The following is a 25,330-nucleotide window of genomic DNA, read 5'->3' as shown; positions in this document are numbered from 1 at the left end:
TCGCCTGCGGCGGCACCACCGGTGCCGCCGCATTCATATCGAAACCAGCACCACCGCCACCAGAAAGCCGAGCAACCACGACTCGGCGATCAATGGCACCGCCATCAACGGGGTCCAAGCGATCCGACGGCGGGCGCGCACCTTCTCCACCACCATGACACCCACCGCGACCAGCGAGAACGCAATGCCCACCCAGGCAATTCCATACGCGACAGGCAGATAGCGGACGCCGCCGCCGGGATCGGCGTCGCGGCCGAGTAATTCGTACAGCGGCACGAAAATGGCCACCAGCCAACCGAATCCGAGCGCGATCACCGAACCGAGCACCGCCGCGACGATGCTGGACAGCCGTTGCTCCCATCGGCGCGACCCCATTCGCCCAGCATGACCAGACTCGGCGATCCGAGCAACGGGTGCCAGAATCATCCAGACCTCTAATTCAATTAGCCAGTTGTAAAATTAGTGGTTAGGCTGACGCTGTGCCCAGCCACCGGACCCCCGAGCCCGAAACCCGTGTCCGCGATGCCGAACGCACCAAGCGCTGTCTGCTCGACGCGGCCTTCGATGAATTCTCGGCTCGCGGATACGCGGGTGCGCGCGTCGGCGACATCGCCAGCCGCGCTGGAGTGAACAAGCAGCTCATCACCTATTACTTCGGCGGCAAGGCCGGTCTCTACCAGGCACTGCAACAGCAGTGGCTCGATACCGAGGCCGAATTCGCCGACCCGGCCCTGCCGCTCAGCGAGATCGTGACCCGCTACCTGCGGCACGCACTCGCCGATCCACGCGGCACCCGCCTGGTCATGTGGCGCGGACTCTCCGACGACGCGCCGCCGGACACGACGAACCCACTCGCCGAGTCGGATCTGGCCGAAACCCGAAGACGGCAGGAGCGTGGCGAGATCGCCGCCGATCTCGATGCCGCGTCGCTCCAGCTCGCCGTGATGGGCATGGTGATGGCCCCGCTGCTGCTGCCCGTCCAGGTGCGTGATCTGTTCGGAATGGACGCGCGGACACCGGAATTCGAACAGCGATACGGCGAGCAATTGCGCCGGATCCTCGCTCATCTCAGTACACCCGATTTTCAAGGAGACCAACCATGACACACAGCATCGCGCAGCGATTCGATGAGGGGCGGTGGCCGGGCGACGGGAGGGCATACCTCGTCACCGGCGCACGCGGCATTGTCGGCCGCGCTGTCATCGATCAGCTGCTGGCCGCCGGAAAATCGGTGCGGGCGGCCAGTTCCGACCCCGCGAAGTCCACCGTGCCCGACGGCGTCGATGTGGTCGCGTACGACCAAACCGATCCGAAGTCGGTAGCCGCGGCGCTCGACGGCATCGAGCGGGTTTTCCTCTACGCGGAGCCCGAAGGCATCGAGAACTTCATCAGCGCGGCAGCCTCCGTCGGCGTCGAGCAGGTGGTGCTGCTGTCGTCGATCGCGGCCGAGAGCGGCGACAATCCCATCGGCGCAAAGCATCTCGCGGTGGAGCGGCCCCTGCAGGACTCCGGTCTCGCGCTGACCATTCTGCGGCCGGGCGCGTTCGCGGCCAACGCGCGCGGCTGGATATCGTCGATCAAATCCGAACGCGTTGTGCGCCTGCCGTTTCCAGATCTGCAACTGAACCCGATCCACGAGGCGGATATGGCGGCGGCCGCGGTCACCGCGCTCACCGAGCCCGGACATGCCGGGAAGATCTACCCGTTGACCGGACCGGAATCGCTGTCGCAGCGGGCGATGGTCGACGCCATCGCGGCCGCCATCGGCGCACCGATCGAACTGGTCGAGCTGACCTACGAGCAGGCAGCGGAGTTCATGTTCAAGCCGGTACTCGACATGTGGGCAACACTGGGCACCACCCCCGCCCATATCGGCCCCACCGCTGAGTCGGTGACCGGCCGTGCCCCACGCACCTACACACAGTGGGCGGCCGACCACGCCAACGACTTCCGCTGACCCGCCCAGAATCGTGCTGTTCCCACCAACGCACGCCCGCCGTCGAGCACGCCCACCGTCCGAGCACGCCCACCGTCCGACCGGCATCCGACGCCGTCAACCATCAGAACTCCCGCAACACCAACACCAACACCAACAGCGACAGCGACAGCGACATACGACAACTCCCGATCAACGAAGATGCTGTTGCATCCTTCTCGACACCGAGTCGACGTCTGCCTGCACCAGCACATGGTGTTCACGTGTCCAAACCTCGGAGGCACTGCGATACGTAGGCTGACCGGGTGAGCACCGAAACCTTTGTCTACGCGATTCCGATGCGGACCCGGTTCCGCGGCATCACGGTGCGCGAGGGGATGTTGATCGAGGGTCCGCTCGGGTGGGGTGAGTTCTGTCCGTTTCCCGAATACGACGATCGGGAGGCGGCGGGGTGGCTGGCGACCGCGGTGGAACAGGTGACGGCGGGGTGGCCGGAGCCGGTGCGCGAGCGGATTCCGATCAATTGCACGGTGCCCGCGGTCGATCCGGTGCGGGCGCATGCGATCGTGGCCGGGTCCGGGTGCCACACGGCGAAGGTCAAGGTCGCCGATCATGCCGATTCGCTGGGCGAGGATCTGGCGCGGGTCGAGGCGGTGCGGGATGCGCTCGGCCCGGACGGATCGGTTCGCGTGGATGCCAATGCGGTCTGGGATGTCGATACCGCGGTCGCGCACATCAAGCAGATCGACCGTGCCGCAGGCGGTTTGGAATACGTCGAGCAACCGTGCCGCACCATCGATGAGCTGGCGGCGGTGCGCCGACGGGTCGATGTGCGGATCGCCGCCGACGAATCCATCCGCCGCGCCGAGGATCCGCTGCGCGTCGCGGTGGCCGGTGCCGCCGATATCGCGGTCCTCAAGTGCACGCCATTGGGCGGGGTGCGCCGCGCACTCCAGGTCGCCGAGGCCGCCGGTCTGCCATGCGTGGTGTCCTCCGCCCTCGAGACCAGCATCGGCCTCGCCGCCCAACTCGCACTCGCCGCCGCCCTGCCGGACCTCGACTTCGCCTGTGGCCTGGGCACTCTATCGCTCCTCGAAGGCGACCTCGTCAACGAATCACTACGCCCAGTCGACGGCTTCCTCCCGGTCCCGAAAACCCCGCCAACACCCGACCCGGCCCTGCTGGAGCGCTACCGCCACCCCGACCCGGCCCGCACCCAATGGTGGGAGAACCGCTTGGCCCGAGTACGCGAACTGACCGTTGCGTGAATTTCAGTGATTATCTCGCTGATCTTCTTCCTGCGTCACCGACCGCCGCCCGCTCCGGAGAGCATGGACTTACATGGTCTCGGCAAGGCGTTTCACCTCTCCGGGGAACTTCCCGGCGAGGACGACCTCTCTTGTCAACCAGCGACGTCGGCGAGCATCGCCGCGAGTAGGTTACCGGCCGCGTTGCGGTCGCGGTCATGGACCACACCACACCCCGGGCACGCCCAACTCCGGTCCGCCAACGTCAGTTCCGTGTGGACCCACCCACATGGCCCGCAGGTCTTCGAGGAGGCGAACCAGCGGTCCGCCTTCCACACCGTGGCCCCGTACCAGTCGGCTTTGTACTCGAGCAGGCGCACGAACTCAGCGAACCCCGCATCCGAGATCGCCCGAGACAGGCGCCGATTCCGCACCATCCCCGCGACATTCAACGTTTCCACCGCGATAGCCGACTTGGTTCTCGCCAACCGCGTGGTGGTCTTGTGCAGAAAATCGTGTCGCCGACCCGCGACCCGCAGATGCAGCCGCGCCACCCGCACCCGCGCCTTAATCCGGTTCTTTGACTCCCGCCCGGTCCGCGCAAGTTTTTGGTTGGCACGCGCCAGGGCGCGTTGCGCGGCGCGCAACGGCTTGGGGGCGTGAATCTCCTCGGTGCTGCCGTCCTCATTGGTCAGGACCGCGAAGGTCTTCAGGCCCAGGTCGATTCCGCATCGGGGGGCATCGGCGGGCACCATGCGGCGGGTGTTGATGTCGGTGCGGTCGACCTCGAGTTGGAAGGAGATCCACCACCGTCCGCCCTGCTCCCGGATCGTGGACCCCAGAATCCGGGCACGACCATCGGCCAGACGCTCGGTCAGCCACGACATGTCTTCACGGGCGGCGACGTCGCCTACACCGGGTAGTTTCACAGTGTGTTCACCGCGGGGTGCGGCGCGGTCGGCGTCGTAACGGAATCGGGAGCCATGCTTGCGTTTACGCCACGTCGGGAACCCGATCCGTGCACCCCGACGTTTTCCCGTCTTCGATTTCAAGTAGTTGGCGAACCCAGCCGCCCGCACCCGGCACGCCTCCTTCGGCACCCGCGAAGACATCTTGTCTTGCGTGAACCACGGATAGCGGCTCGGGTGCGCGGCACGCCACTCCCGCTCCAAAGCCGGTGCCGTCCACGGCACTGCGGTCAACTCATCACCGGACAGACCGTAGGACTCCTCGGCCTTGCGTTGCGCCCATTTCTTGCCCACGATCTCGAGGCAGAAGTTCTCCACCGCCCGCGACAGGCCACAATAGCGGCCCATCACAACCGCCTGCTCCGGGGTAGGGGCCAGCTCGAAACGCACACCCTGCATATGAGTTACACGGCCCTGAGGTCCTGCGTGGCAGGGGTTTTCACTCCCCGGTCGATGGCGGGTGGCTCTGCCCGCACCCGTGACGGTTTCGCTCACATGTTCGACCGTATCCGCTCTGCTGGCGACACAACAGCATTCCCACCCGACACGCCAGAAGCCGATTCGCGACCGAACGCGCGGCCGGTGAATCCAGCCACCCCGCGGTGTTTCCGACCCCATGATCGCGGAGGAACACCAACAATCACTGACAAAACAGCCAGCAGTCACCAACCCCGGCCTGAACGCACCGACTTGCGGCGTCGGCCATACAGCGGCAGCGCTCACCGATATCGCATACCTGATCGAAGGGTGAAGTGCGGCTGCCGCTGACGGAGCTCAACTCCGACCCGGGCCGGCGACTCGACGATAAAACGGCGTGCGGCTGTCGACGGCGCACACGAGGCGGAAGTCAGGTGAGGCGGACGCCGCAGCCGAGCATGGATGTGCGCAGGACCAGGCACGCCTCGGGGCCGATGATGCCGTCGACGAGTTCGAGGTAGCGACCGCAGAATTCGGGGCCGTGCGGTGCCACCGACGCCGCGGCGGGCTCGAGGTGGTGGGCCAGTTCGTGCAGGATCACCAGTTCGCGCAGCGCCCATGCGGTGGCCCCGGTGTGCAGCGGGACCGCGAGCACGGCGTCCGCGGCCTCGTAATGCGCGGCGCTCGTGCCGGCGCGCGATCGGACCCGGACCGGTGTCGCGGCACGATCCCATTGCGCCCGAACCCAATTCAGCCCCAGCACCTTATCGGCGTAGGTCTGCACCGACTCGACCGAAGCGAAACGCCGCTCGATCGGCAACGTGATGTGCGAGCCGTAGAGCTCGACCGTACGGTTGCCGTGCTCATCGGCTCGATCGAACACCCCACGCACCAACTGCTCGGCGTCATACACCCTGGTGCGCTGGGTATCTCGCGCACTCACCGCACCAAGCCTATGCGTTGCGACTCGACCGCAGCGGCAGTCCACCCGGAGACGTCCCGCGCAGGCCAAGCCGCGCATAGCGACCAGCAGACACCCGGCAAGTCCACCGAGCCCGAGGCAGTCATCACGAGCCGCCGCCCGGTCCGGGCAATTTCCCACCAGCAGCACTCACTTCGACCCGCCAGGCAATTGCCCACGCGCCGCGCCGAGTTCAGGGGACGTGCCGAGTCGTGCTGCCCGTCCGGCGCGATCACCCGCGCGTCGGGCCGCCGCGGAATGTCCGGCTGAGGCCTGTGGCCCGCGCCAGGTGCCGCGGGCTTCGGAGGTTCGGGTGTAGAAGTCGGTGAGCTCGATTTCCTTGTTGCGCAGGGCGAGCGCGGTGCTCGCGGCCGATACCTCGGGCACCACCTCGGCCTCGACTTCCGCCTTGACCTCGGCCAGGCGGCGGCCGATGCGGGCGGCGAAGGCCATCTGGAAGTTCAGCCGGGCGGTGACCGGCGCGACCGGAGCCTGGATCCGGCGCTGCACCTGTCGGCCCCACCGTTTCTCCGTGACGACCTTTTCCACAGTGGCCGAACGGTATTGGCCCGATTTGATGTATTGATCCGACGCCCGCACCATCTGGACCAGCAGACTCGTATAGAGGGCTTCGCAGGTGTCGATATCGGAATCGAAGCCGTAGGCATAGACCTGGGTGGAGGTGCGCGCAACATCACAGCGCACATCGTTGGCGGCCGCGATCGCCACGAACAACTGCACGTAGGTACGCAAACCCCGCTTACCCGGTTCGCCGATCGGGATCATCCGCTGCACCGGGGTCGGCCTGCGCTCGCGCCCGGCGATATGCGCGCGGGCGACCGCGAGATCGACCGAGGACCTGGTCGCCAACCGCTGCGCCGCGGCGAGAAACGCCTCGGCCTCGTGCTCGTTATCGGTCGATTCGGCTTGGCGCAGCAACCCTCCGATTCGGGTGAGCATCCGGTCGGGAACCGTATTCAGCGAAGTCATCACCGACAGCCTAACGAGCTGCTATGACACCGGATCCGTCACGCCGATGAACATACTGCCCAGCAACCGCTACGAGGGAGATACAGCTGCGTGCCTTATCGACACCATGTATCTTGCGTTGTGCACCTGCACGGTGTGCTGCTGCTCACGTCTCGACCCCATGGAGTGTTCGCGATGGCTTTGAAGAAGGTGTCGTCCCTACGTTCGTCGCTCGTACCCCGAGCGGCGCTGGCGGCTGCCTCCGTGGCGCTGCTGACGGCGACGTTCACCAGCTCATGCTCCAGCGACAGCGGCGGCAACCCGTCCGGCCAGAACCTCACCGGTCGCGGTCCGATCACCTATGTGGAGGGCAAGGACACCACCGAGACGGGCGCGGTCAAGCAACTGATCGAGCGCTGGAACGCCTCGCATCCGGATGAGCAGGTGACGTTCAAGGAGCAGTCGAACGACGCCTCGCAGCAGTACGACGACCTGGTCGAGCACATGCGCTCCAAGCAGTCCGGCTACGACGTCGTCGCCCTGGACGTGCCGTGGACCGCGGAATTCGCCGCGAAGGGCTGGATCCAGCCGCTGAAGGACACCTTCACCCTCGACACCTCGGCACTGCTGTCCCCGACGGTCGCCAGCGCCACCTACAACAACACTCTGTACGCCGCACCGCGAAACACCAACGGCGGCCTGCTGTTCTACCGCAAGGACCTGGTGCCCACCCCGCCCAAGACGTGGGGCGAGATGTTGGCGCAGTGCCCGATCGCCAAGCAGAACAACATCGGCTGCTACGCGGGCCAGCTCGCACCGTACGAGGGTCTGACGGTGAACGCCGCCGAAGCCATCAACGCCTATGGCGGCACCTTCGTCGGTGCGGACGGCAAGACGCCGACGGTCAACACCCCGCAGGCCCGCGCCGGACTGAAGGTGCTCGTCGACGCGTACAAGAACGGCGATATCCCGAAGGAAGCCATCACCTTCAAGGAGCCGGAAAGCGCCAATGCCTTCAACACCGGCAAGTTGCTTTTCATGCGCAACTGGCCGTCCACCTTCGGTGACGCCGGTTCGGCATCCTCCGCGGTCAAGGACAAGTTCGGTGTCGCGCCGCTGCCCGGTGAGAACGGCGTCGGCGCTTCGACCCTCGGCGGTTACAACGCGGCCATCAGCGCGTTCTCCAAGAACAAGGCCACCGCACTGGACTTCCTGCGCTACCTGATCAGCGAAGACGCCCAGCACATCGTCGCCGCCGGTGCGCTGCCCTCGGTGCGCGCGTCGCTGTACGACGATCCGGCGCTGATCGCGAAGATGCCGTACCTGCCCGCGCTGAAGGATTCGATCGCCAACGCGGTGCCGCGTCCGGTGACCCCGTTCTACCCGGCGGTGTCGAAGGCCATCCAGGACAACGCTTATGCTGCGTTGAACGGAACCAAGTCCGTCGACGACGCGATCACCGGGATGCAAAAGGGCATCGAGACGGCCGGATCGTAGGCGATACACAGTGTTGTTTCGAGCGGCCTGCAAGCAGTCGCTAGCGGACACGGACCCGACCTACCCGTAGGAGAGAGAAACGGTGTCGGATCCTTCGGGAACGGCCACCCTCGTGCCGAGCGACAAGCGCGGATTCGGTGGGACATTGGCGTTGGAGCTGAGGCGTTCGGGTAAGGCGTGGTTGTTCGTCACGCCCGTATTGCTCACGTTGGCGGTGGTCGTCGGCTATCCGGTCTTCCGCGCGCTGTACATGTCGTTCCAGAAGGACGCCGGACTCGATCCGGCGACCGGCATGTTCGTCGAGGGCGGCAGCGCAGGCTTCTCCAACTACACGCACTGGCTACTGCAACAGTGTCAGGCGGGCGGCGAGACCGTTTCCTGCCCGACCGGCAACCTCGGCTCGCAGTTCTGGCTGGCCATCGGTGTGACGCTGTTCTTCACGGTGATCACGGTGACGCTGGAGGCCACCCTCGGCCTCGGCATGGCCATCGTGATGGGCAAGACCTTCAGGGGCCGCGCCCTGCTGCGCGCCGCGGTGCTGGTGCCGTGGGCGATCCCGACCGCGGTCACGGCTCGGTTGTGGGAGTTCATGTTCCAGTACGACGGTGTGGTGAACCGGATCTTCGGTACGCACATTCTGTGGACCTCCGATGCCTGGCCCGCGCGGTTCGCGGTGATCGCCGCCGATGTCTGGAAGACGACACCGTTCATGGCGTTGCTGCTGCTGGCCGGTCTGCAGGTGATTCCGGCCGACGTGTACGAGGCCGCCAAGGTCGACGGCGCCTCGGCCTGGCAGCGCTTCACCCAGATCACGCTGCCACTGCTCAAGCCGGCACTGCTGGTCGCGGTGCTGTTCCGCACCATGGACGGCCTGCGCCTGTACGACCTGCCCGCCATCATGACGCTGGGCAACCCGGCCACCCGCCCGGTCTCGGCACTGGTGGTCGAGCAGGTCCGGCAAGGCCCCAACAGCGCGGCCGCGTTGTCCACGATCACCTTCCTGCTGATCTTCGCGGTGGCGTTCCTGCTGGTGAAGGTCCTGGGCGCCAACGCGGTTCGGACCCAGGAAGAACAGCGGGAGGCGCACTGATGACCACCGTGACCACCGAAAAGCCCACGGCCACAAAGAATGTGGGACCGACGCCGGGGAGCAAGCGACTGGGGTCGGTGCGGCTGTATCTCGGCGCGCTGATCGTGCTCGTGTGGGGCCTCGGTCCGTTCTACTGGATGGCCGTCACCGCCTTCCGCGATCCGGACTACACCTTCGACAACACCCCGTGGCCCACCCACATCACCTTCGAGAACTTCCGCAACGCCTTCGACACCAGCCGCGGCAATGACTTCGGCAAGGCACTGCTCAACAGTGTCATCATCGGCGCGGTGACCACAGCGGTCGCCCTGGTCCTCGGTGTGCTCGCCGCCTACGCGCTGGCGCGGCTGACGTTCAAGGGCAAGTATCTGGTCTCCGGACTCATCCTGAGCGCCTCGATGTTCCCGGTGGTCGTGCTGGTCACCCCGCTGTTCCAGCTGTTCACCAACCTCGGCTGGATCGGTGAATACCAGGCGATGATCATCCCGAACATCTCGTTCGTGCTGCCCATGACCGTCTACATCCTGGCCTCGTTCTTCGCCGAATTGCCTTGGGAGCTCGAAGAAGCCGCGCGCATCGATGGTGCGACCAAGACACAGGCCTTCCGGCTGGTGATGCTGCCGCTGGCCGCGCCCGCGGTCTTCACCACCGCGATCCTGGCATTCATCGCCTCGGTCAACGAGTACCTGCTGGCCCGGCTGCTCTCCGGCGATAAGACCGAACCGGTGACGGTGGCGATCGCGCGCTTCTCCGGCAACAACCCACTCGTACAGCCCTATGCCGCGATCATGGCCGCGGGCACGATGGTGACGATCCCACTGGTCATCATGGTCCTGCTGTTCCAGCGCCGCATCATCTCGGGCCTCACCGCCGGTGGTGTGAAGAGCTAGCTGTGTCTGATTTGCAGCGCCTGCGGCGCTGCGTGTTCGCGGCCCCCTGATGTCTCGCGTCCGAGCCGTCGAGACTCGCGCCTGCGGCGCATGCGCTTCGACGACTCGGACGCGAGACGGGCCGCGAACTCCTCGCTCGTAAGACTCGCTCCATGGTGGCTATGTGGGTGGTAATCGGTCACATCGGATGTCGAGCCTGAACTGGCCTGGTCGCGGAGCCTTAGACTGATAGGATCGCGGGTTAATTCGGCGTGGAAAGGTATGTACCCGCCAAGTCCCGGTTTCCGATCGTGTCCGTGCAGGTGAGTTTTACCGACGCTCCGGGAGGAGATGATCGTGAGCTTGTTCGGCAAGCGGCGAGAACCCCGCGGCAGTCGGCACGGCGCGCGAGGCAAACCGGCGGCTCCCTATGCCTCTGTCGCCGGGTTCAACGAGCACACCAGATCACGGCGCAAGGACAAGAGCCGGCCCGCGAAAGCGCCCCGCACGAGCACCCCGCCCCGACCGGTGCCCACCCGCACCGATCGACCCCCGCGCACCCGCGGCGAACGCTTCCGGCGGCTGCTGCTCGCCCTGTTCATCACCTTTGTCGCGGTGCCGTCCCTGCTGTTCGTGCTCGTCTACTGGAGCGCCGAGATCCCGGATCCGTCCTCGGTGCAGAGCAATCAGATCGCCACCATCCTCGCCGCCGACGGGACCACGGTGATCGCGAAGGTCGTTCCGCCCGATGGCAATCGGGTTCCGGTGCCGCTGTCGGATGTACCGCGGCCGGTGCGTGACGCGGTGCTCTCGGCCGAGGACCGCAACTTCTACAGCAATCCCGGCTATTCGACCAGCGGCTTCCTGCGCGCCGTACGCGACAACATCCAGGGCAAGGACGACGCGGGCGGCGGCTCCACCATCACCCAGCAGTATGTGAAGAATGCCTTTCTCGGCTCCGAACGCACCCTGACCAGGAAGATGCGCGAGCTGATCATCGCCGCCAAGATGGCTCGGCAGTGGAGTAAGGACGATATCCTCGCCGCCTACCTCAACACCATCTATTACGGCCGCGGCTCCTATGGCATCGCCGCCGCGTCCAAGGCCTATTTCAATAAGCCCGCGCCGGAGTTGACGCTGGCCGAGGGCGTCGTACTGGCCTCGGTGATCCGCACTCCCTCGATCCTGGATCCGGAAAACCATCTTGCCGATCTCAAGGCGCGCTGGCGATATGTGCTCGACGGCATGGTCGAAATGGGTGTGCTGGCACCGGGTATCCGCGATGCGACGGTGTTTCCGCAGATCCTCCCGATCAACGAGATCTCGGACGTCAACGAGGCGCGCGGCCCCGAAGGGCTGATCCGCACCCAGGTGTTGCGGGAGCTGCGCGCCTCCGGCATCAGCGAACACGAACTGAGTACCGGGGCACTGCAGATCACCACCACCATCGACGCCAACGCCCAGCGGGCCGCGCTCGGCGCGATCCACGATCGACTCGACCCGCAGCCGCCCGAATTGCGCGGCGCGGTGGTCTCGATCGACCCGCGCACCGGCGCGGTGCGCGCCTACTACGGCGGCTCCGACGGTATCGGCTTCGATTTCGCCCAGGCCCCGCTGCAGACCGGGTCCGCGTTCAAACCGTTCGCGGTGATCGCGGCACTGCAGCAGAACATTCCGCTCACCCGAATACTCGACAGTTCACCGGTGACCGACCACGGCACCAACATCACCAACGTGGACGGCGAATCCTGCGGCAAGTGCTCCATGGCCGAAGCACTGAAGCGCTCGTTGAACACCAGCTTCTACCGGCTGACGATGTCGATGTCCGACGGGCCCAAGGCGATTGCCGACGCCGCGCACCAGGCCGGTATCCCGGCCGAGATCCCCGGCGTGGCCGGTAAGACGCTCACCGAGGACGGCGGACGCCCGCTCAATGGCATCGTGCTGGGGCAGTATCTGGTTCGCCCCATCGATATGGCCTCGGCCTATGCGACGATCGCCAATTCCGGTGTCTACCAGCAGCCTTACTTCGTGCAGCGGGTGGTGGCAGGCGACGGCCGGGTGCTGCTCGATCGAGGCGACCAGCAGGTCGGTAAGCAGCTCCCGCCCGGACAGCAGCGCATCCCGCGCGGCATCGCCGACAACACCACGGAGGCGATGATCCCGATCGCCGCGTATTCCAACGGGCACAGTCTGGCCGGCGGTCGGCCCTCGGCCGCCAAGACCGGTACCACCCAACTCGGCGAGACCGAGCAGAACAAGGACGCGTGGATGATCGGCTTCACCCCGTCGCTGTCCACCGCGGTATGGGTCGGCACCGAACAGTCCGAGCCGATCCAGACCGCGCGCGGCGCCGACATCTACGGCTCCGGCCTGCCCTCCGATATCTGGAAGCAGATGATGGATGGCGCACTCGACGGCACCCCGATCGAGGAGTTCCCGGCGGCCGCACCGCTGGGCAGTCAGCCGGATGCGGGCAAACCTTCCAGCGACAGCTACGACATCCTGAACCCGCCGTCCGGCTCCACGCCCGCGCCGGTCATCGTGATCCCGCCCGCACCGCAGCCGCCCAAGGAAGTCGAGATCTTCCCCGGATTGAGCATTCCGATACCCGGCTGAGTATTTCGGCCGACGCAAGGTTCGCCGTGAATGTGCGCCTACCGGGGCCATGGGAACGGATGACGTGGCAGCATCGTTTGCCACAGTGAACAGCGAACGCCTCCGGCGTCGCATCGGCGCACACACCGAGTACAACGAGCCGGTAACCGAAACCAGGCCGACGCCGACGCCGCGCGATCGATGAGGAAGGATAAGCGCTCGAGCGACGATATGCGGCGGCCCGGGAGCGCCGCTAATTGGAGACAGACTAGACATAGGGGCACGCCGGTGGATTTCAATGTCGTTGACCGTCCCGAGACGCTCGTGGCGGGCACAGTGCTTCGCAGCCCGGCTCTCGCGGTCGAGGGTCCGCGGCGCGCGAAGGTCGAAGAGGCGTGGAAACGCAACCTGGCTCGCGCGCTGCCCGGACCGCCGACGACCGCGTATGTGGATCACGCGCCGGAGATCAACTCCTACCTCACCCACATCGTCGGCTACCGCTGCCACACCCTCGCCGATCTACTGCCCGGTGACGTGCTGGCGCGGGTGCCCGCGGGCCGGTTCGCGCGCTTCACGCTCAGCGGCGACAACCTCGGCGACACCATCGTGACCATCTGGCGCGCGGTGTGGGACGCGGAGGCCGCCGGGCGATTCGTGCGCTCCTACACCGGTGACGTGGAACATTATCCGGACGCGCGCACCGCCGAGGTATTCGTGGCGCTGGCAGACGAACCGGTCGACGGTTAGGAACAGCTGTGGACTTCGAAATTGTCACCTTGGACGAAAGCCTGGTCGCCGGACTCACCATCCCGCTGGCCGGACGCGAGGTAACCGCCCGCGACCTGGACCTGGTGAATTTCACCTGGGACCGGTATCTGGCGCGAGATAAGAACGTGCCGCGCGTCGCGGCCTATATCGGGCAGCACGATCACGCCGTCGCCGTACTCGGCTACGAGGTGACCGAGATGGACGATATGGACGCCGGCGACGTGCTGACCCGCGTGCCGACCGGACGCTACGCGAAATTCGTTGTCTCCGATAAGCCTTACGATCTGCTGCGCACCGCATGGGCGCAGGTCCGCAGGGCCGAGAGCGCGGGCACCATCACCCGCTCGCACACCGCGGAGATCGAGCGCTACACCGGACCGACGTCGGTCGAGGTGTACGTCTCGCTCGACTGAGCGCGTAATCAGTTGCGCGGCCTGAATACCGCAAAGCCGGGCCGAAGAGATCTCCGGCCCGGCTTTCCCCAGCAACGTGGAGTGGTTACTCCGCGCCGATGATGAATGCTTCGAGCTGCTGGCGGGCGATATCGTCGGCCAGCTGCTTGGGCGGGGATTTCATCAGGTACGCCGAGGCCGGGATGACCGGTCCGCCGATGCCGCGGTCCTTGGCGATCTTCGCCGCGCGTACCGCGTCGATGATGATGCCCGCCGAGTTCGGTGAGTCCCATACCTCGAGCTTGTATTCCAGGTTCAGTGGTACATCGCCGAAGGCGCGGCCCTCGAGCCGGACGTAGGCCCATTTGCGGTCGTCGAGCCAGCCGACGTGGTCGGAGGGGCCGATGTGCACGTCGTTGGCGCCGAGTTCCTTCTTCAGGTTGCTGGTGACGGCCTGGGTTTTGGAGATTTTCTTGGACTCGAGGCGCTCGCGTTCGAGCATGTTCTTGAAGTCCATGTTGCCGCCGACATTGAGTTGCATGGTGCGGTCCAGTTGCACGCCGCGGTCCTCGAACAGCTTGGCCATCACGCGGTGGGTGATGGTCGCGCCGACCTGGCTCTTGATGTCGTCACCGACGATGGGAACGCCTGCCTTGGTGAACTTTTCGGCCCAGACCGGGTCGGAGGCGATGAACACCGGCAGTGCGTTGACGAAGGCGACATTCGCGTCGAGGGCGCACTGGGCGTAGAACTTGTCGGCTTCTTCGGAGCCGACGGGCAGGTAGGAGACCAAGACGTCGACGTTGTTGTCCTTGAGCACCTTCACCACGTCGACGGGTGCGGCCTCGGACAGCTCGATGGTCTCGGCGTAGTACTTGCCGATACCGTCCAGCGTCGGACCGCGCTGCACGACGACATCGCTGGGCGGTACGTCGGAGATCTTGATGGTGTTGTTCTCGCTGGCGAAGATCGCCTCGGCCAGGTCGAAGCCGACCTTCTTGGCATCGACGTCGAACGCGGCGACGAACTTCACGTCGCGCACGTGGTACTTACCGAACTTGACGTGCATGAGGCCGGGCACGACCGCGGTCTCGTCCGCGTCCTTGTAGTACTGCACGCCCTGGACCAGCGAGGAAGCGCAGTTACCCACGCCGATGATGGCGACGCGAACTTCGTTGGCGTTTTCAGCCTTCTTGTCTTCACTCATGGCCGATATTTCCCTCTTTCTGTGGTGCCGCCTTCGTCGATTGCTCCGCCGCAATCAACTCGTTGAGCCAGCGCACTTCGCGCTCGCTTGATTCCAGACCGAGCTGGTGGAGCTGGCGGGTGTAGCGATCCAGTGAGCCACTGGCCTTCTTGATCGCCTCCCGCAGACCCTCTCGGCGCTCCTCGACCTGCCGTCGCCTGCCCTCCAGAATCCGCATCCGCGCCTCCGCGGGGGTGCGGCTGAAAAACGCCAGGTGGACGCCGAAGCCGTCGTCGGTGTAGTTCTGCGGTCCGGTGTCGGCGAGCAGTTCGGTGAACCGCTCCCGCCCAGCCGGAGTCAGTTGATAGACCCGTCGCGCACGGCGAGTGACCCCCGCGACGTTCTCCTCGGCGATCAGCCCATCCGTCTGCATGCGACGCAGCGTGGGATAGAGCGACCCGTAGGAGAAGGCCCGAAACGGCCCGAGCAACCCGGTCAGCCGCTTACGCAGCTCGTACCCGTGCATGGACGCTTCGAGGAGCAGCCCGAGAATTGCCAGCTCGAGCATCGGGCGTCACCCCCTGACTTCTGTGCAGACCTAACCGATGGATGCGACTTCCCACTATATCGGACCGATATAAACGTGCATAGTCGTCGGCGATACATAGCACTGTTTACGCAGGTAGAAGCGCTAGATCCGTCAGCACTGGTCCTGGATCGCCTACCCCGCGACCGTCCGACATAACAAAAAAGCCCCGCCACCTCGAGTCATCAACGAGGGGCGGAGCTTCCTGGGTGACGGTCTACGACCGGTCGAACTCCCCATCGGCTACACCGGCGGCGAAGGCGTCCCACTCGCCAGGAGTGAAAACCAGCGCGGGACCGGCCGGATTCTTGGAGTCACGAACTCCGACCATGCCTCCGTCGAGGAACGCGACCTCCACGCATTCCTTAGTGGCACCGCTACGGCTGCTCTTGAACCACTCGGCTCTGGATAGATCAACGTTCACGCTGGTACTCCCTTGCCATGCCCCGCAACAGATTTCTGCTGCCGCTCTCATCCAGCGCTGCTTGCTGGATGCGTCCGTACGCTTGCGCGTACCGCTGAACGATACCGACCTTCTCGCTATACATATCTCCGGTGAAGTTCTCCGCATAGACGATCGTCGGCTCGATCGGCTCGCCTCGGCTATCCGCCCCGAATTCCAGGATGACGAACGGTCCGATCTGGTCACCGCTAGGCATCCCAGCGGAGAACGGCAGGATTCGTATGCCGATGTTCGGGAGGGTGCTTGCGTCGGCCAAGTGCTTGAGCTGCACCGCCATGACCCTAGGTCCGCCTATTACGCGGTGCAACACAGTTTCGCCCAGAACGACGTTCAACGCAGTTGGCTTGGTGGCTCGTGTGATCTGGTGCTGCCTACGGACTCTGAGCTGAATGTTCCCCTCGACCTCTGCCTGGGTGAATTCGGGATGACCGGTCTGAAGCAACGTTCGGATGTAGTCCGGTGTCTGAAGCAATCCTGGAACCAGATCGGGTTGGTAGCTCGCAAGTCTCTGTGCGGCGGATTCCAAACCCATGTACACGCTGAAGTTGGCTGGAATGACGTCGCCGAACTCATGCCACCAGGACTTTTCTGCGGCCTGTTGGGCAAGCCCCCGTAGCCCGGCTGCCTTGTCGTCAGGAATCGCGTAGATCTCGATCAGCCCGTCGAGATCACGGATTCGGATCTTCTGGTTCTGCCCCTTCTCAATTCGCTGCAGGCTCGACTTGCCCCATTCCATGAGCCTGGCAGCATCCTCGAGCGTCATGCCCATCGCTTCTCGCGCTTCCCGCAAGTATCGCCCCAGTTGACGGCGCGTGATCGAGCTATCCCCTTCTGGCAAAGACGTCCCCTTTCGGACTCATCCGCACGCCCGAATCGGGAAGTCTTCACTGCCGGTCCGGTCGCCCTGCTGCAGATTTGGGCCAATTATTCGGATTCCCAATTTACGCTTCCGGGCCGAAGTTCGCGGGTGTCTTCTTGCCTTATGCGCCGGTAGGGAAACAACCAGCTTGCCCCTCAGGCAGTCCGCTTCCGTCCCAAGAACATCCAGGAGTGCCGGGACCGGGCGCACCCAACAATCGTCGAGGTTCGGGAGGTCGGCAGATGCCGAGAAGTGAGCTTCCACAGCGAGATCCGTTCGTCGGGCCGCCAGCCATCTACCGAGGTGCCCCGGCCGAGGTGATCGAGAGATTCGCCGATGCCATCACCGAATGGGCAGACCAGCCCACAGAAACGTCCCGGTGCCGGGGTGACGATTCCCCCGGCATCGGGCGCATCAACGGTGCGGAGGCGTGATGCGCCGAGACGCATTGCGGACCACCCGAACCCACGATGGCCGCAAGGTAGCGGTGTGGCAGCTGGTACACAGCTCCACCCGCATCCTGCGCGTGCAGTTCCCCCACGAATCCTTCCCCGCCCATCGCCTGCCCTCACGCACTCCACTGCCGGACGCCCAACCCGGAACCATCCTCTTCGACACCGACCCCGACCTGGTCGACGCCCGCCACCTCCTTCCCTCCCACGAAGACCTCTGGAACGCACTCCGCGACGACTACTGGACCGCCCTCATGTGCGCGACAGACCACCCGAACCAGTTGGGGCATAACACCGATGAGTGAGCCTCAGCGATACGGAATCGATCCAGCGGTCGAGGCGCTCCTGGCCGCCTTCCATGCAGACACCCGGTTCAAACTCGAACTGGCTGCGGTGGACAGCAGCGCGGTGTGTGAACGTGCCGACGGTTCACTATGGGCGGTCGGCGAAGACGGTTGGCTCACCGAGTACACCGACCCGGACAACGCCGGGCCAGTATCTCGCGACGGCGCATGAATTCGGCAGCAGCTACCGACACCCTGCCTCGCACACCTTTGTCACACCTCGCACAACGACTCACCGCACGGCACAGCGCGCTCCGAACACGAACGTCTGCGAGAGTCCAGAACGGATGCGAGCACGGCCGAGGCAATCGCCATCGGGTGCCGGTTATCGGGCGTCTTCTGCTCCAGCTCGACGCGCTGCACGACGCCGCACCGGAACGAATCACCGCACTGCTGCGCGCCGCCTTCCATGACATCGCCCATGGCACACCGCAAACCACCCCGGGCGGACCGGCACACAGTGATCGATGCGGGGCGTCAGCGGGTGGGTGGGGAGACGGTTAGGGGCTCGCCGGTAAAGGTGGTGGTCAGGACTCCGGTGGAATTTGCCTTGTTTGTTACGTGGATCACCACTACCGGCGGGCGATCGGCGCTGCCGCCGGGAGGGAATTCGAGGGAGACGTGGGTGATGGCGGTGTCGGGCAGGCGGACCGACTGCGGCGCACCGGCGAGCAATCCGGCGATGGCACGCTGATCGATGCTCGCGAGATCGAAGGAGCGGACATCGGATCTGCGGCCGCTGCTGGCGGAGTAGTCGTGGAAACTGCCGTTGTAGCGATATCTCGCGGTAGCGGTCGGATCTCCTGCGGCCCGGCGTTCGAAGATTACATAGCTGGGGTACACGGTGACGTCGTCGACCTGCGTATCGCCGAACTCGGCGCGATATTCGTCGATGAAGTAGGCGAGGCCGGTGCCCGTGGTCAACACGGGTAGGTGTTCGGACAGCCCGATCGTGCCTCCGGCACAGCCCGCGATGCCACCGGCCGCGGCCCCGATGATCGCCGAGCCCGCGATGAATGCCACCGGCGCGATCCAGCGTCGCGGTCGTCGGCGGTCGACTCGGATCACCGGTGCGTCCACCAGGTTCTGCGGAACCTGTAGGTCGCCGATCAGTTGGTCGAGCTCGCCGAACGCCTTGGCGCGCATCGCCTTCGCGGTGCGATCGGCGTGTTCGCCCTCGGTGAGCTGACCGTCGGCCAGCGCCGCGTCGAGCAGACCGCAGACATCGGCACGATCGGTGTCGCGGGCCCGGATTCCGCTGTAGCGCGTGGTTGCCATCAGCGGGTCACTCTCCGAACGGCCATGCGCGAAGGACCTGCCCCGTCGGCGTGAGTAGGAAATTTCCGGACTCCCTGAACTGATTGCTCGCGAAGATCCGGACGAACGCCGCGCCCTTGGCGATGCCGTAGGAGCTGTAGCTGCCGGACTCGTCGACCTCCACATTGATGAGCGTGACGGATCCATTCGGCACCTTCAATGTCGCGGGCGCGCTCGCGAGCACATCGGACAGCGCGGCGACATTCAACTGCGCCAGATCGACGGCAGGCGTACCGGCCTTGCGGCTGGTGATGTCACCGCTCTGCTCGAATCCGCCGCGATAGTCATAGGAGACCAGTCGGTTCGGTTGGCCGGGGACCGCGCGCTTGACGCTGGCGTAGTCGCCGTGCAAATACAGCTCGTCGGCTTGCAAGTCACCGAACTTTTCGCGGTACTTCCGCATGAAGTGCGAAATGCCTTCGCCGGTGAACAGATTCGGCGTCGCGACCACCACCGGCCGGACCGAACCGAGGTCGGGCGCGGCGACCGGCGCGGCGGGTGCCGGATCGGATGTCATGATGCCACTGGTCAGTACGAAGGTGGCGACCATCGCACAGACGGACGCGGCCATGACACTGCTCAGATACCAGCGCCGACGATTCGAGTGCGGCGGTCGCGGCGGTGCCGGCGCATCCGTCGGTCGCTGCAGATCGTCGACCAGATCGGCGAGATCGCCGAGTGTCGTCGCGGATTCGGCCAACTCGGTGAGCGTTTCGTGCTCCTCCTCGGTGAGCTGACCGTCGCTGCGCGCGCTGTCGAGCACCTGTCGAGTGGTGTCGCGGTCGGCGTCGCGGGCCCGGGTGTGACCGGGATAACCCCCGGCGGATCCGGAGCGGCGCAATAGGTTTCGCGTCGGGGCCGGCGCGCCCGGCACGAGATCGCGCACGGCGGAAGGGACCTGCAGATCGGCGGTGAGGCGTTCGAGGTCACCGACCGTTTTCGCGGCGTCGGCCTGCGCCGTTCGGTCTCGATACTCGTCAGCGCCGAGCTGCCCCTCCGCATAAGCCGCATCCAACAGGCTGGACGCGTTCGCGCGGTCGAGGTCACGCGCGCGCATACGGCCTGATGCTGCGGTTGACACAGACGAATCCTAGCCGCGATATGCCCCGGTCAGGGCAGGTATCCGACGGAGCTCCCGAACCTGGGTAGATACCCATCCACCGAGGCAACGAAACGCCCGCTGTGGACTGCCGGGTTCGACGAAAGAAGAGCGGACCTCGGCGTCACCGAGCGCGCCCCGCTACTCTGGTTCTCGTGCGAATTCAGCGGCAGGTGGTCGATTACGCCCTTCGGCGTAAATCGCTGCTGGCTGACGTCTATGCGGGCCGCGTCGATGTCGCCGAGGTGTGTGATGCGAATCCCTACCTATTGCGTGCGGCGAAGTTCCACGGCCGGGGGAGCGAGGTCACATGCCCTATCTGCCGGAAAGAGCAATTGACGCTCGTATCCTGGGTCTACGGCGACGGCCTCGGACAGATGGCAGGTTCGGCTCGCACACCAGAGGAACTGATACGCCTCGCCGAGACTCGCGAGGAGTTCTCGGTCTATGTCGTCGAGGTATGCCGGAGCTGCAGCTGGAATCATCTGGTGCAGTCCTATGTACTCGGTACCGCGCCGACGCCGACACGGCGTCGCACGGGTACCCGAGGCAACCGGCGTACCGCAGCCGAATGATGCGCCAGGTCATCTGCCCGTCGGGTGACACGCGGAGCCCCCACGCGTCCGCCGCGGCAAGCAGTGCCGCACCGAACCCCGCAGACCGATACGAGTTATGGAGATCTTGTCAGTGAATTCGCCCTACGAGACTTCCCCCTACGGCGATGAACCGCACGGCGGCCGCACTCAGCGAAGTTCACCCCCTCCGAACCCGTATCCCGAACGGCGACCCGCCGGTCCCCCACCCGGCCCCCGGCCAGGCGCCGGTGGCGCCCGTCCGCCGGAGGGGACGGCAGCCGGCGGAGCCGGCGGGGTGGGTCAACACCAGCGTGGCTACCCCGGCGAGCCGCGCGGACCGCAGCCGCCGCGACGACCGGGTCCGCCCCCGCAGGGCCGCCCGCCCCAAGGCAGTCCCGCGCAAGGCGGTCCGCCGCCGAGCCGACCGGCACCCAACAGCGCGCCTCCCGGCGCCGGGGCCACGCAGAAGATCCAGCGCCCGCAGGACCGGCCCGCTTCGCTGAGCGAGGCCGTCGCCGAGCGCAACCGCCGCACCGCGCCGCCCACCGGTCCCCGCCCGGCCACCGCGCGCCCGGGCCAGGATCGTCCCGGCGCCGATCGTCCCGGCGCCCGCCGCACCAACGGCGCGGGTACCACCGGTGAGCGCCGCGCGACCGCCGGTGCGCCCCCCTCGGGCCCGCCACCGCGACGCAATGGCGGCGGTGACGGCCCGAACGGTCCAGGCGGCCGTCGTCCCGGCGCGAAGAAGAAGTCGCCGTGGCGGATCGTGCGCCGGGTGATCTACGTCCTGCTAGCCCTGTCGATCATCCTGCCCAGCACGGTTTTCCTCATCGCCTACACCACGGTGTCGGTGCCCAAGCCAGGTGACCTCAAGACCAACCAGGTCGCGACGATCCTCGCCAGCGATGGCAGCTCGGTGATCAGCAAGGTGGTGCCGCCCGACGGCAACCGCACCGACGTCAGCATCGATCAGATTCCGCCGCATGTGCGCAATGCCGTGATCGCGGCCGAGGACCGGGACTTCTACACCAACCCGGGCTTCTCGGTCTCCGGCTTCATGCGCGCCGCCAGGGATCAAGCCCTCAACAAGGAGAGCGCGGGCGGTGGCTCGACCATCACCCAGCAGTACGTGAAGAACGCGCTGGTCGGTGACGAACACTCGTTGACCCGCAAGCTGCACGAGCTGGTCATCTCGGCGAAGATGGCGCGCCAGTGGAGCAAGGACGAGATCCTCGCCGCGTACCTGAACACCATCTACTTCGGTCGCGGCGCGTACGGCATCGACGCCGCCGCCAAGGCCTACTTCGGCAAGCCGGTCCAGGAACTGAGCGTGGCCGAGGGCGCGGTGCTGGCCGCCACCATCCAGCAGCCCTCCGGCCTGGATCCGGAGAAGAATCCGGACGGCGCGAAGACCCGCTGGAATTACGTGCTCGACGGCATGGTCGCCGGTGGCAATCTGAAGGCCGAGGAGCGCCAAGCCCAGCAGTTCCCGCAGGTGGTACCGGTCGCCTCCACCAAGGACAAGGGCCTGGATGCTGGTCCGGAGGGACTGATCAAGACCCAGGTGCTCAAGGAGTTGGCGGCCGCGGGCATCAGTGAGCAGCAGCTCAATACCGAGGGCCTGCAGATCACCACGACCATCGATGCCAAGGCACAGCAGTCCGCTGTCGAGGCCGCCCAGAAGAAGATGCAGGGCGAGCCGGACCAGCTACGCACCGCCGTGGTGTCGGTGGATCCGAAGACCGGCGCGGTGCGCGCCTACTACGGCGGTGACGACGGCCAGGGCTACGACTTCGCCAACGCCGGCCTGCAGCCGGGTTCGTCGTTCAAGGTGTTCGGTCTGGCCGAGAACCTCGAACTGGGCATCCCGCTGTCACAGATGTACGACAGCTCGCCGGTCACCGCGAATGGCATCAAGATCACCAACGTCGAAGGCGAACAGTGCGGCACCTGCACCATCGCCGAGGCGCTGAAGCGCTCGTTGAACACCAGCTTCTACCGCATGGAGCTGGATATGCAGAACGGTCCGCAGAAGATCGCCGATATGGCGCACAAGCTCGGCATTCCGGAGACCATCCCGGGCGTCGGCAAGAGCCTCGTCGAACCGGACGGCGGGGCGCCGAACAACGGCATCGTGCTCGGCCAGTACCAGGCCAGGGCGCTCGATATGGCCTCCGCCTACGCCACCTTGGCCGCCTCCGGCGTCTACCACGCACCGCATTTCGTCTCGAAGGTGGTCAACGCCGACGGCGCGGTGCTGATGGACCGCGGTGAGGTGGCGGGCGAGCGCCGGGTCGCGGCCGCGGTCGCGGACAACGTGACCGACGCGATGAAGCCGATCGCCGCCTGGTCGCGCAACCACAACCTGGCCAACGGCCGCGAGTCGGCGACCAAGACCGGTACCGCTCAGCTCGGCGACACCGGCGAGAACAAGGACGCCTGGATGGTCGGCTACACCCCATCGCTGTCCACCGCGGTGTGGGTCGGCTCCATCGATAACTCGGCGCTGCGCAACTACAGCGGCGGCATGGTCTACGGTTCCGGTCTGCCATCCGATATCTGGAAGGCCACCATGGACGGTGCCCTGCAGGGCACCCCCAACGAAACCTTCCCGAAGCCCGCGCCCATCAAGGGGCAGGCCGGTGTGCCCGCGTGGTCGGCGCCGTTCACCCCGCCCTCGACCACGGACGCGCCGATCCCGCTGCCGATCCAGATCGTCCCGAATACGATCGACACCCCGTTCGGGCCGATCCAGGTTCCGGGCGTGCAACCGCAAACGCAGCAGCGCCAGCCGCAGCAACAACAGCAGCCGGAGTCGACGCCACTGCCCGGGCAGCCGACGGCGAACTCCGATGGCTCGATGTCGACGACAACCGGGTCACCCCAACCCAGTGGTACAGGGAACGGCAACGGCAGCCAACCGACACGTAGCCGGTAGCCTCGGGTGCCGTGACCGAACACCATCTCGTGGACGAGCGGACGAACGGGAGCGCACCGCGGCCGAACGGGATACCGTCCGGTGCAACGCAGTCCGTCGCGGGCCACGACCCCGCGCCGGACCTCCCGCGCGGCGCGGCGCATACCATCGCGCCCGCGCCGCTCGCACCGGATCTACGCTCGGCCGACGGCCGGGATCGGCCGAGCCGCAACGACTCCATGACGGCGCAGCTGAGCACCGTAATCGGCGGACCGGTCGGTGACCACGCGCTCATCGGCCGGGTGCGGTTCTGGACGCCGATGCGGGTGCTGCTCGCCTTCGCGCTGGTCTTCCTCGCGCTCGGCTGGGCAAGCAAGGCGGGCTGCATCCAGCAGACCACCGGCGCCGACGGTTCGATCTCCCTGGACTGGAACAACGGCCGTCAGTACGTTGCCATGTGCTACTCGGATACGGTGCCGCTCTACGGCGCGGAACGCCTGAACGAAGGCGCGTTCCCGTACAAGAAGCAATGGACCGAGCAGACCCCGGACGGCGGCCGGGAGACCAGGTACATGGAGTATCCGGTGCTCTCCGGGCTGTATCAGTACGCGGCGATGCAGGTCGCCAAGACCTGGGACGCCTCGCCACTGCCGGGCGCGCTGCAGGTCGTCATCTATTTCAATGTGGTCGCGGTCGGCCTGGCCTTCGCCTGGCTGGTCACGGTGTGGGCCTCGGCGCAGCTGGCGGGACGCCGGATCTGGGATGCCGCGATGGTCGCCTGTTCGCCACTGGTGATCGTGCACATTTTCACCAACTTCGACGCGCTCGCAACGGCTTTCGCCGCGACCGGCCTGCTCGCCTGGGCACGCCGACGACCGGTGCTCGCGGGTCTGCTGCTCGGGCTCGGCGGTGCGGCCAAGCTGTATCCGCTGCTGCTGCTCGGGCCGATCGTGGTGCTGTGCCTGCGCGCCGACCCACTGCAGCGGGTGCCGAGCGCGCGGCTCGGGCTCCGGCTCAGCGATATCGACAGCTGGCGCACCGCGGTGACCTGGCTGCGCGAAACCCCGTATCGCATCCAGTTTCTCAGCGCCCGGCCGCTCGGCGCGGCGGCGCTCACCGTCGCGGCGGCGGCCGGCACCTGGCTGGTGGTGAATCTACCGATCGCGCTGCTGTATCCGAACGGCTGGCGAGAGTTCTTCCGGCTCAACACCACCCGCAACGCCGACCCGGACTCCATCTACAACGTCATCACCTCGTTCACCGGCTGGGCCGGTTTCGACGGCCATATCGGTCACAGCGACCAGCCGACCATCCTGAACCTGGTGTCGCTGATGGTATTCGCCGCCGCCTGTGCGGTGATCGCCTACATCGCGCTCACCGCACCGCGCCGCCCCCGGCTGACCCAGTTGTGCTTCCTGGTGGTCGCGGCGTTCCTGATCACCAATAAGGTGTGGAGCCCGCAGTATTCGCTATGGCTTGTGCCGCTGGCCGTGCTCGCGCTGCCGCATCGCCGAATCCTGTTGGCGTGGATGACCATCGACGCACTGGTCTGGGTGCCGCGCATGTTCTACTACCTCGGCCTGGACCGCAAGGGCCTGCCCGAGCAGTGGTTCACCGGGACCGTGGTGCTGCGCGACCTTGCGGTACTCGCGCTGTGCGCCTTGATCATTCGGCAGATCTACCGGCCGGAAGAGGATCTGGTCCGGCGCGATTTCGTCGACGATCCGGTCGGCGGCGTCGTCGATCGCGCACCGGACCCACTACTGCCGTGGCTGCCCGAGGCGCTGCGGCCCAGGGTGGCGCTGGTCCGCTAGCGACCA

General features: G+C 66.0%; 25 protein-coding genes. 15 read left to right on the top strand and 10 right to left on the bottom strand.

The genetic code is table 11. The features are described 5' to 3' along the window. Positions 1-33: 33 nt before the first annotated feature. Positions 34-375, bottom strand: coding sequence for a hypothetical protein (locus OG874_RS36945; RefSeq protein WP_330251674.1), 342 nt, complete (start codon positions 373-375; stop codon positions 34-36). Positions 376-479: 104 nt separating this feature from the next. Between OG874_RS36945 and OG874_RS36940 the strand changes: the two genes are divergently transcribed. From OG874_RS36940 to OG874_RS36930, 3 genes are all read left to right on the top strand, one after another. Then, positions 480-1,103, top strand: a complete 624-nt coding sequence (locus OG874_RS36940) for a TetR/AcrR family transcriptional regulator (RefSeq protein ID WP_330251673.1) — start codon at positions 480-482, stop codon at positions 1,101-1,103. Continuing rightward, entirely contained in the window at positions 1,100-1,957 is an 858-nt protein-coding gene (locus OG874_RS36935) for an SDR family oxidoreductase (RefSeq protein ID WP_330251672.1), read from the top strand. Before OG874_RS36940 ends, OG874_RS36935 begins: the two co-directional genes overlap by 4 nt. Before the next feature lie 284 nt (positions 1,958-2,241). Further along, a complete protein-coding gene (locus tag OG874_RS36930; protein WP_330251671.1) occupies positions 2,242-3,204 on the top strand; it encodes an o-succinylbenzoate synthase in 963 nt (320 codons plus the stop codon). Positions 3,205-3,338: 134 nt separating this feature from the next. On the opposite strand, the gene OG874_RS36925 is transcribed toward OG874_RS36930, so the two are convergent. From OG874_RS36925 to OG874_RS36915, 3 genes are all read right to left on the bottom strand, one after another. Next, a complete protein-coding gene (locus OG874_RS36925) occupies positions 3,339-4,541 on the bottom strand; it encodes an RNA-guided endonuclease InsQ/TnpB family protein (protein WP_330251670.1) in 1,203 nt (400 codons plus the stop codon). 457 nt (positions 4,542-4,998) lie between these two features. Next, positions 4,999-5,511 (bottom strand): TIGR04338 family metallohydrolase, encoded by a 513-nt coding sequence (locus OG874_RS36920; protein ID WP_330251669.1) that lies wholly within the window; start codon positions 5,509-5,511, stop codon positions 4,999-5,001. Positions 5,512-5,679: 168 nt separating this feature from the next. Continuing rightward, complete coding sequence (locus tag OG874_RS36915) at positions 5,680-6,519, bottom strand: DUF2786 domain-containing protein (RefSeq protein ID WP_330251668.1); 840 nt, start codon at positions 6,517-6,519, stop codon at positions 5,680-5,682. Between the two features lie 174 nt (positions 6,520-6,693). Between OG874_RS36915 and OG874_RS36910 the strand changes: the two genes are divergently transcribed. From OG874_RS36910 to OG874_RS36885, 6 genes are all read left to right on the top strand, one after another. Then, on the top strand, positions 6,694-7,995 hold the full coding sequence (locus tag OG874_RS36910) for an ABC transporter substrate-binding protein (RefSeq protein ID WP_330251667.1): 1,302 nt from the start codon (positions 6,694-6,696) through the stop codon (positions 7,993-7,995). Between the two features lie 82 nt (positions 7,996-8,077). After that, entirely contained in the window at positions 8,078-9,085 is a 1,008-nt protein-coding gene (locus tag OG874_RS36905; RefSeq protein WP_442943186.1) for a carbohydrate ABC transporter permease, read from the top strand. Then, positions 9,085-9,975 carry a carbohydrate ABC transporter permease gene (locus OG874_RS36900; protein WP_330251666.1) on the top strand — a complete coding sequence of 297 codons (891 nt, stop codon included), beginning with the start codon at positions 9,085-9,087 and terminating at the stop codon, positions 9,973-9,975. Before OG874_RS36905 ends, OG874_RS36900 begins: the two co-directional genes overlap by 1 nt. Before the next feature lie 330 nt (positions 9,976-10,305). Continuing rightward, positions 10,306-12,573, top strand: coding sequence for a transglycosylase domain-containing protein (locus OG874_RS36895; RefSeq protein WP_330251665.1), 2,268 nt, complete (start codon positions 10,306-10,308; stop codon positions 12,571-12,573). Positions 12,574-12,840: 267 nt separating this feature from the next. Continuing rightward, positions 12,841-13,299, top strand: coding sequence for a GyrI-like domain-containing protein (locus tag OG874_RS36890; protein ID WP_330251664.1), 459 nt, complete (start codon positions 12,841-12,843; stop codon positions 13,297-13,299). An 8-nt stretch (positions 13,300-13,307) separates the two neighbouring features. Then, on the top strand, positions 13,308-13,733 hold the full coding sequence (locus OG874_RS36885; protein WP_330251663.1) for a GyrI-like domain-containing protein: 426 nt from the start codon (positions 13,308-13,310) through the stop codon (positions 13,731-13,733). Positions 13,734-13,818: 85 nt separating this feature from the next. On the opposite strand, the gene OG874_RS36880 is transcribed toward OG874_RS36885, so the two are convergent. The 4 genes from OG874_RS36880 to OG874_RS36865 form a co-directional block, all read right to left on the bottom strand. Further along, a complete protein-coding gene (locus OG874_RS36880; protein ID WP_330251662.1) occupies positions 13,819-14,919 on the bottom strand; it encodes an inositol-3-phosphate synthase in 1,101 nt (366 codons plus the stop codon). Then, a complete protein-coding gene (locus OG874_RS36875) occupies positions 14,912-15,466 on the bottom strand; it encodes a PadR family transcriptional regulator (RefSeq protein ID WP_330251661.1) in 555 nt (184 codons plus the stop codon). The genes OG874_RS36880 and OG874_RS36875 overlap by 8 nt, the downstream gene beginning before the upstream one ends. 235 nt (positions 15,467-15,701) lie before the next feature. Then, positions 15,702-15,908 carry a DUF397 domain-containing protein gene (locus OG874_RS36870; RefSeq protein WP_330251660.1) on the bottom strand — a complete coding sequence of 69 codons (207 nt, stop codon included), beginning with the start codon at positions 15,906-15,908 and terminating at the stop codon, positions 15,702-15,704. Then, on the bottom strand, positions 15,898-16,785 hold the full coding sequence (locus tag OG874_RS36865) for a helix-turn-helix domain-containing protein (RefSeq protein WP_330251659.1): 888 nt from the start codon (positions 16,783-16,785) through the stop codon (positions 15,898-15,900). Before OG874_RS36865 ends, OG874_RS36870 begins: the two co-directional genes overlap by 11 nt. A gap of 263 nt (positions 16,786-17,048) precedes the next feature. Between OG874_RS36865 and OG874_RS36860 the strand changes: the two genes are divergently transcribed. Genes OG874_RS36860 through OG874_RS36850 form a run of 3 tightly spaced genes read left to right on the top strand, consistent with a single transcriptional unit; the run spans position 17,049 to position 17,774 of the window. After that, entirely contained in the window at positions 17,049-17,240 is a 192-nt protein-coding gene (locus tag OG874_RS36860) for a hypothetical protein (protein ID WP_330251658.1), read from the top strand. Beyond that, positions 17,240-17,563 (top strand): hypothetical protein, encoded by a 324-nt coding sequence (locus OG874_RS36855; protein ID WP_330251657.1) that lies wholly within the window; start codon positions 17,240-17,242, stop codon positions 17,561-17,563. The genes OG874_RS36860 and OG874_RS36855 overlap by 1 nt, the downstream gene beginning before the upstream one ends. Beyond that, complete coding sequence (locus OG874_RS36850) at positions 17,556-17,774, top strand: hypothetical protein (protein WP_330251656.1); 219 nt, start codon at positions 17,556-17,558, stop codon at positions 17,772-17,774. Before OG874_RS36855 ends, OG874_RS36850 begins: the two co-directional genes overlap by 8 nt. Before the next feature lie 305 nt (positions 17,775-18,079). Here OG874_RS36850 and OG874_RS36845 read toward each other — a convergent pair whose 3' ends face one another. After that, the gene (locus OG874_RS36845) at positions 18,080-18,880 is read right to left on the bottom strand and encodes a DUF1707 SHOCT-like domain-containing protein (RefSeq protein ID WP_330251655.1); all 801 of its coding nucleotides are present in this window, start codon (positions 18,878-18,880) and stop codon (positions 18,080-18,082) included. A gap of 7 nt (positions 18,881-18,887) precedes the next feature. Next, positions 18,888-19,976 carry a DUF1707 SHOCT-like domain-containing protein gene (locus OG874_RS36840; protein ID WP_330251654.1) on the bottom strand — a complete coding sequence of 363 codons (1,089 nt, stop codon included), beginning with the start codon at positions 19,974-19,976 and terminating at the stop codon, positions 18,888-18,890. 197 nt (positions 19,977-20,173) lie between these two features. On the opposite strand from OG874_RS36840, the gene OG874_RS36835 reads away from it, so the two are divergent. From OG874_RS36835 to OG874_RS36825, 3 genes are all read left to right on the top strand, one after another. After that, the gene (locus OG874_RS36835) at positions 20,174-20,593 is read left to right on the top strand and encodes a DUF5318 domain-containing protein (RefSeq protein WP_330251653.1); all 420 of its coding nucleotides are present in this window, start codon (positions 20,174-20,176) and stop codon (positions 20,591-20,593) included. 763 nt (positions 20,594-21,356) lie between these two features. Next, the gene (locus tag OG874_RS36830; protein WP_442943466.1) at positions 21,357-23,531 is read left to right on the top strand and encodes a transglycosylase domain-containing protein; all 2,175 of its coding nucleotides are present in this window, start codon (positions 21,357-21,359) and stop codon (positions 23,529-23,531) included. 146 nt (positions 23,532-23,677) lie between these two features. Continuing rightward, positions 23,678-25,324, top strand: a complete 1,647-nt coding sequence (locus tag OG874_RS36825) for a glycosyltransferase family 87 protein (protein WP_330257582.1) — start codon at positions 23,678-23,680, stop codon at positions 25,322-25,324. Positions 25,325-25,330: the final 6 nt, after the last annotated feature.

It is taken from the genome of Nocardia sp. NBC_00565 (genome assembly GCF_036345915.1).
GTDB lineage: Bacteria > Actinomycetota > Actinomycetes > Mycobacteriales > Mycobacteriaceae > Nocardia.
The sequence above is the reverse complement of the archived record's forward strand: the minus strand, read 5'-3'. Positions and strand labels throughout refer to the sequence as shown.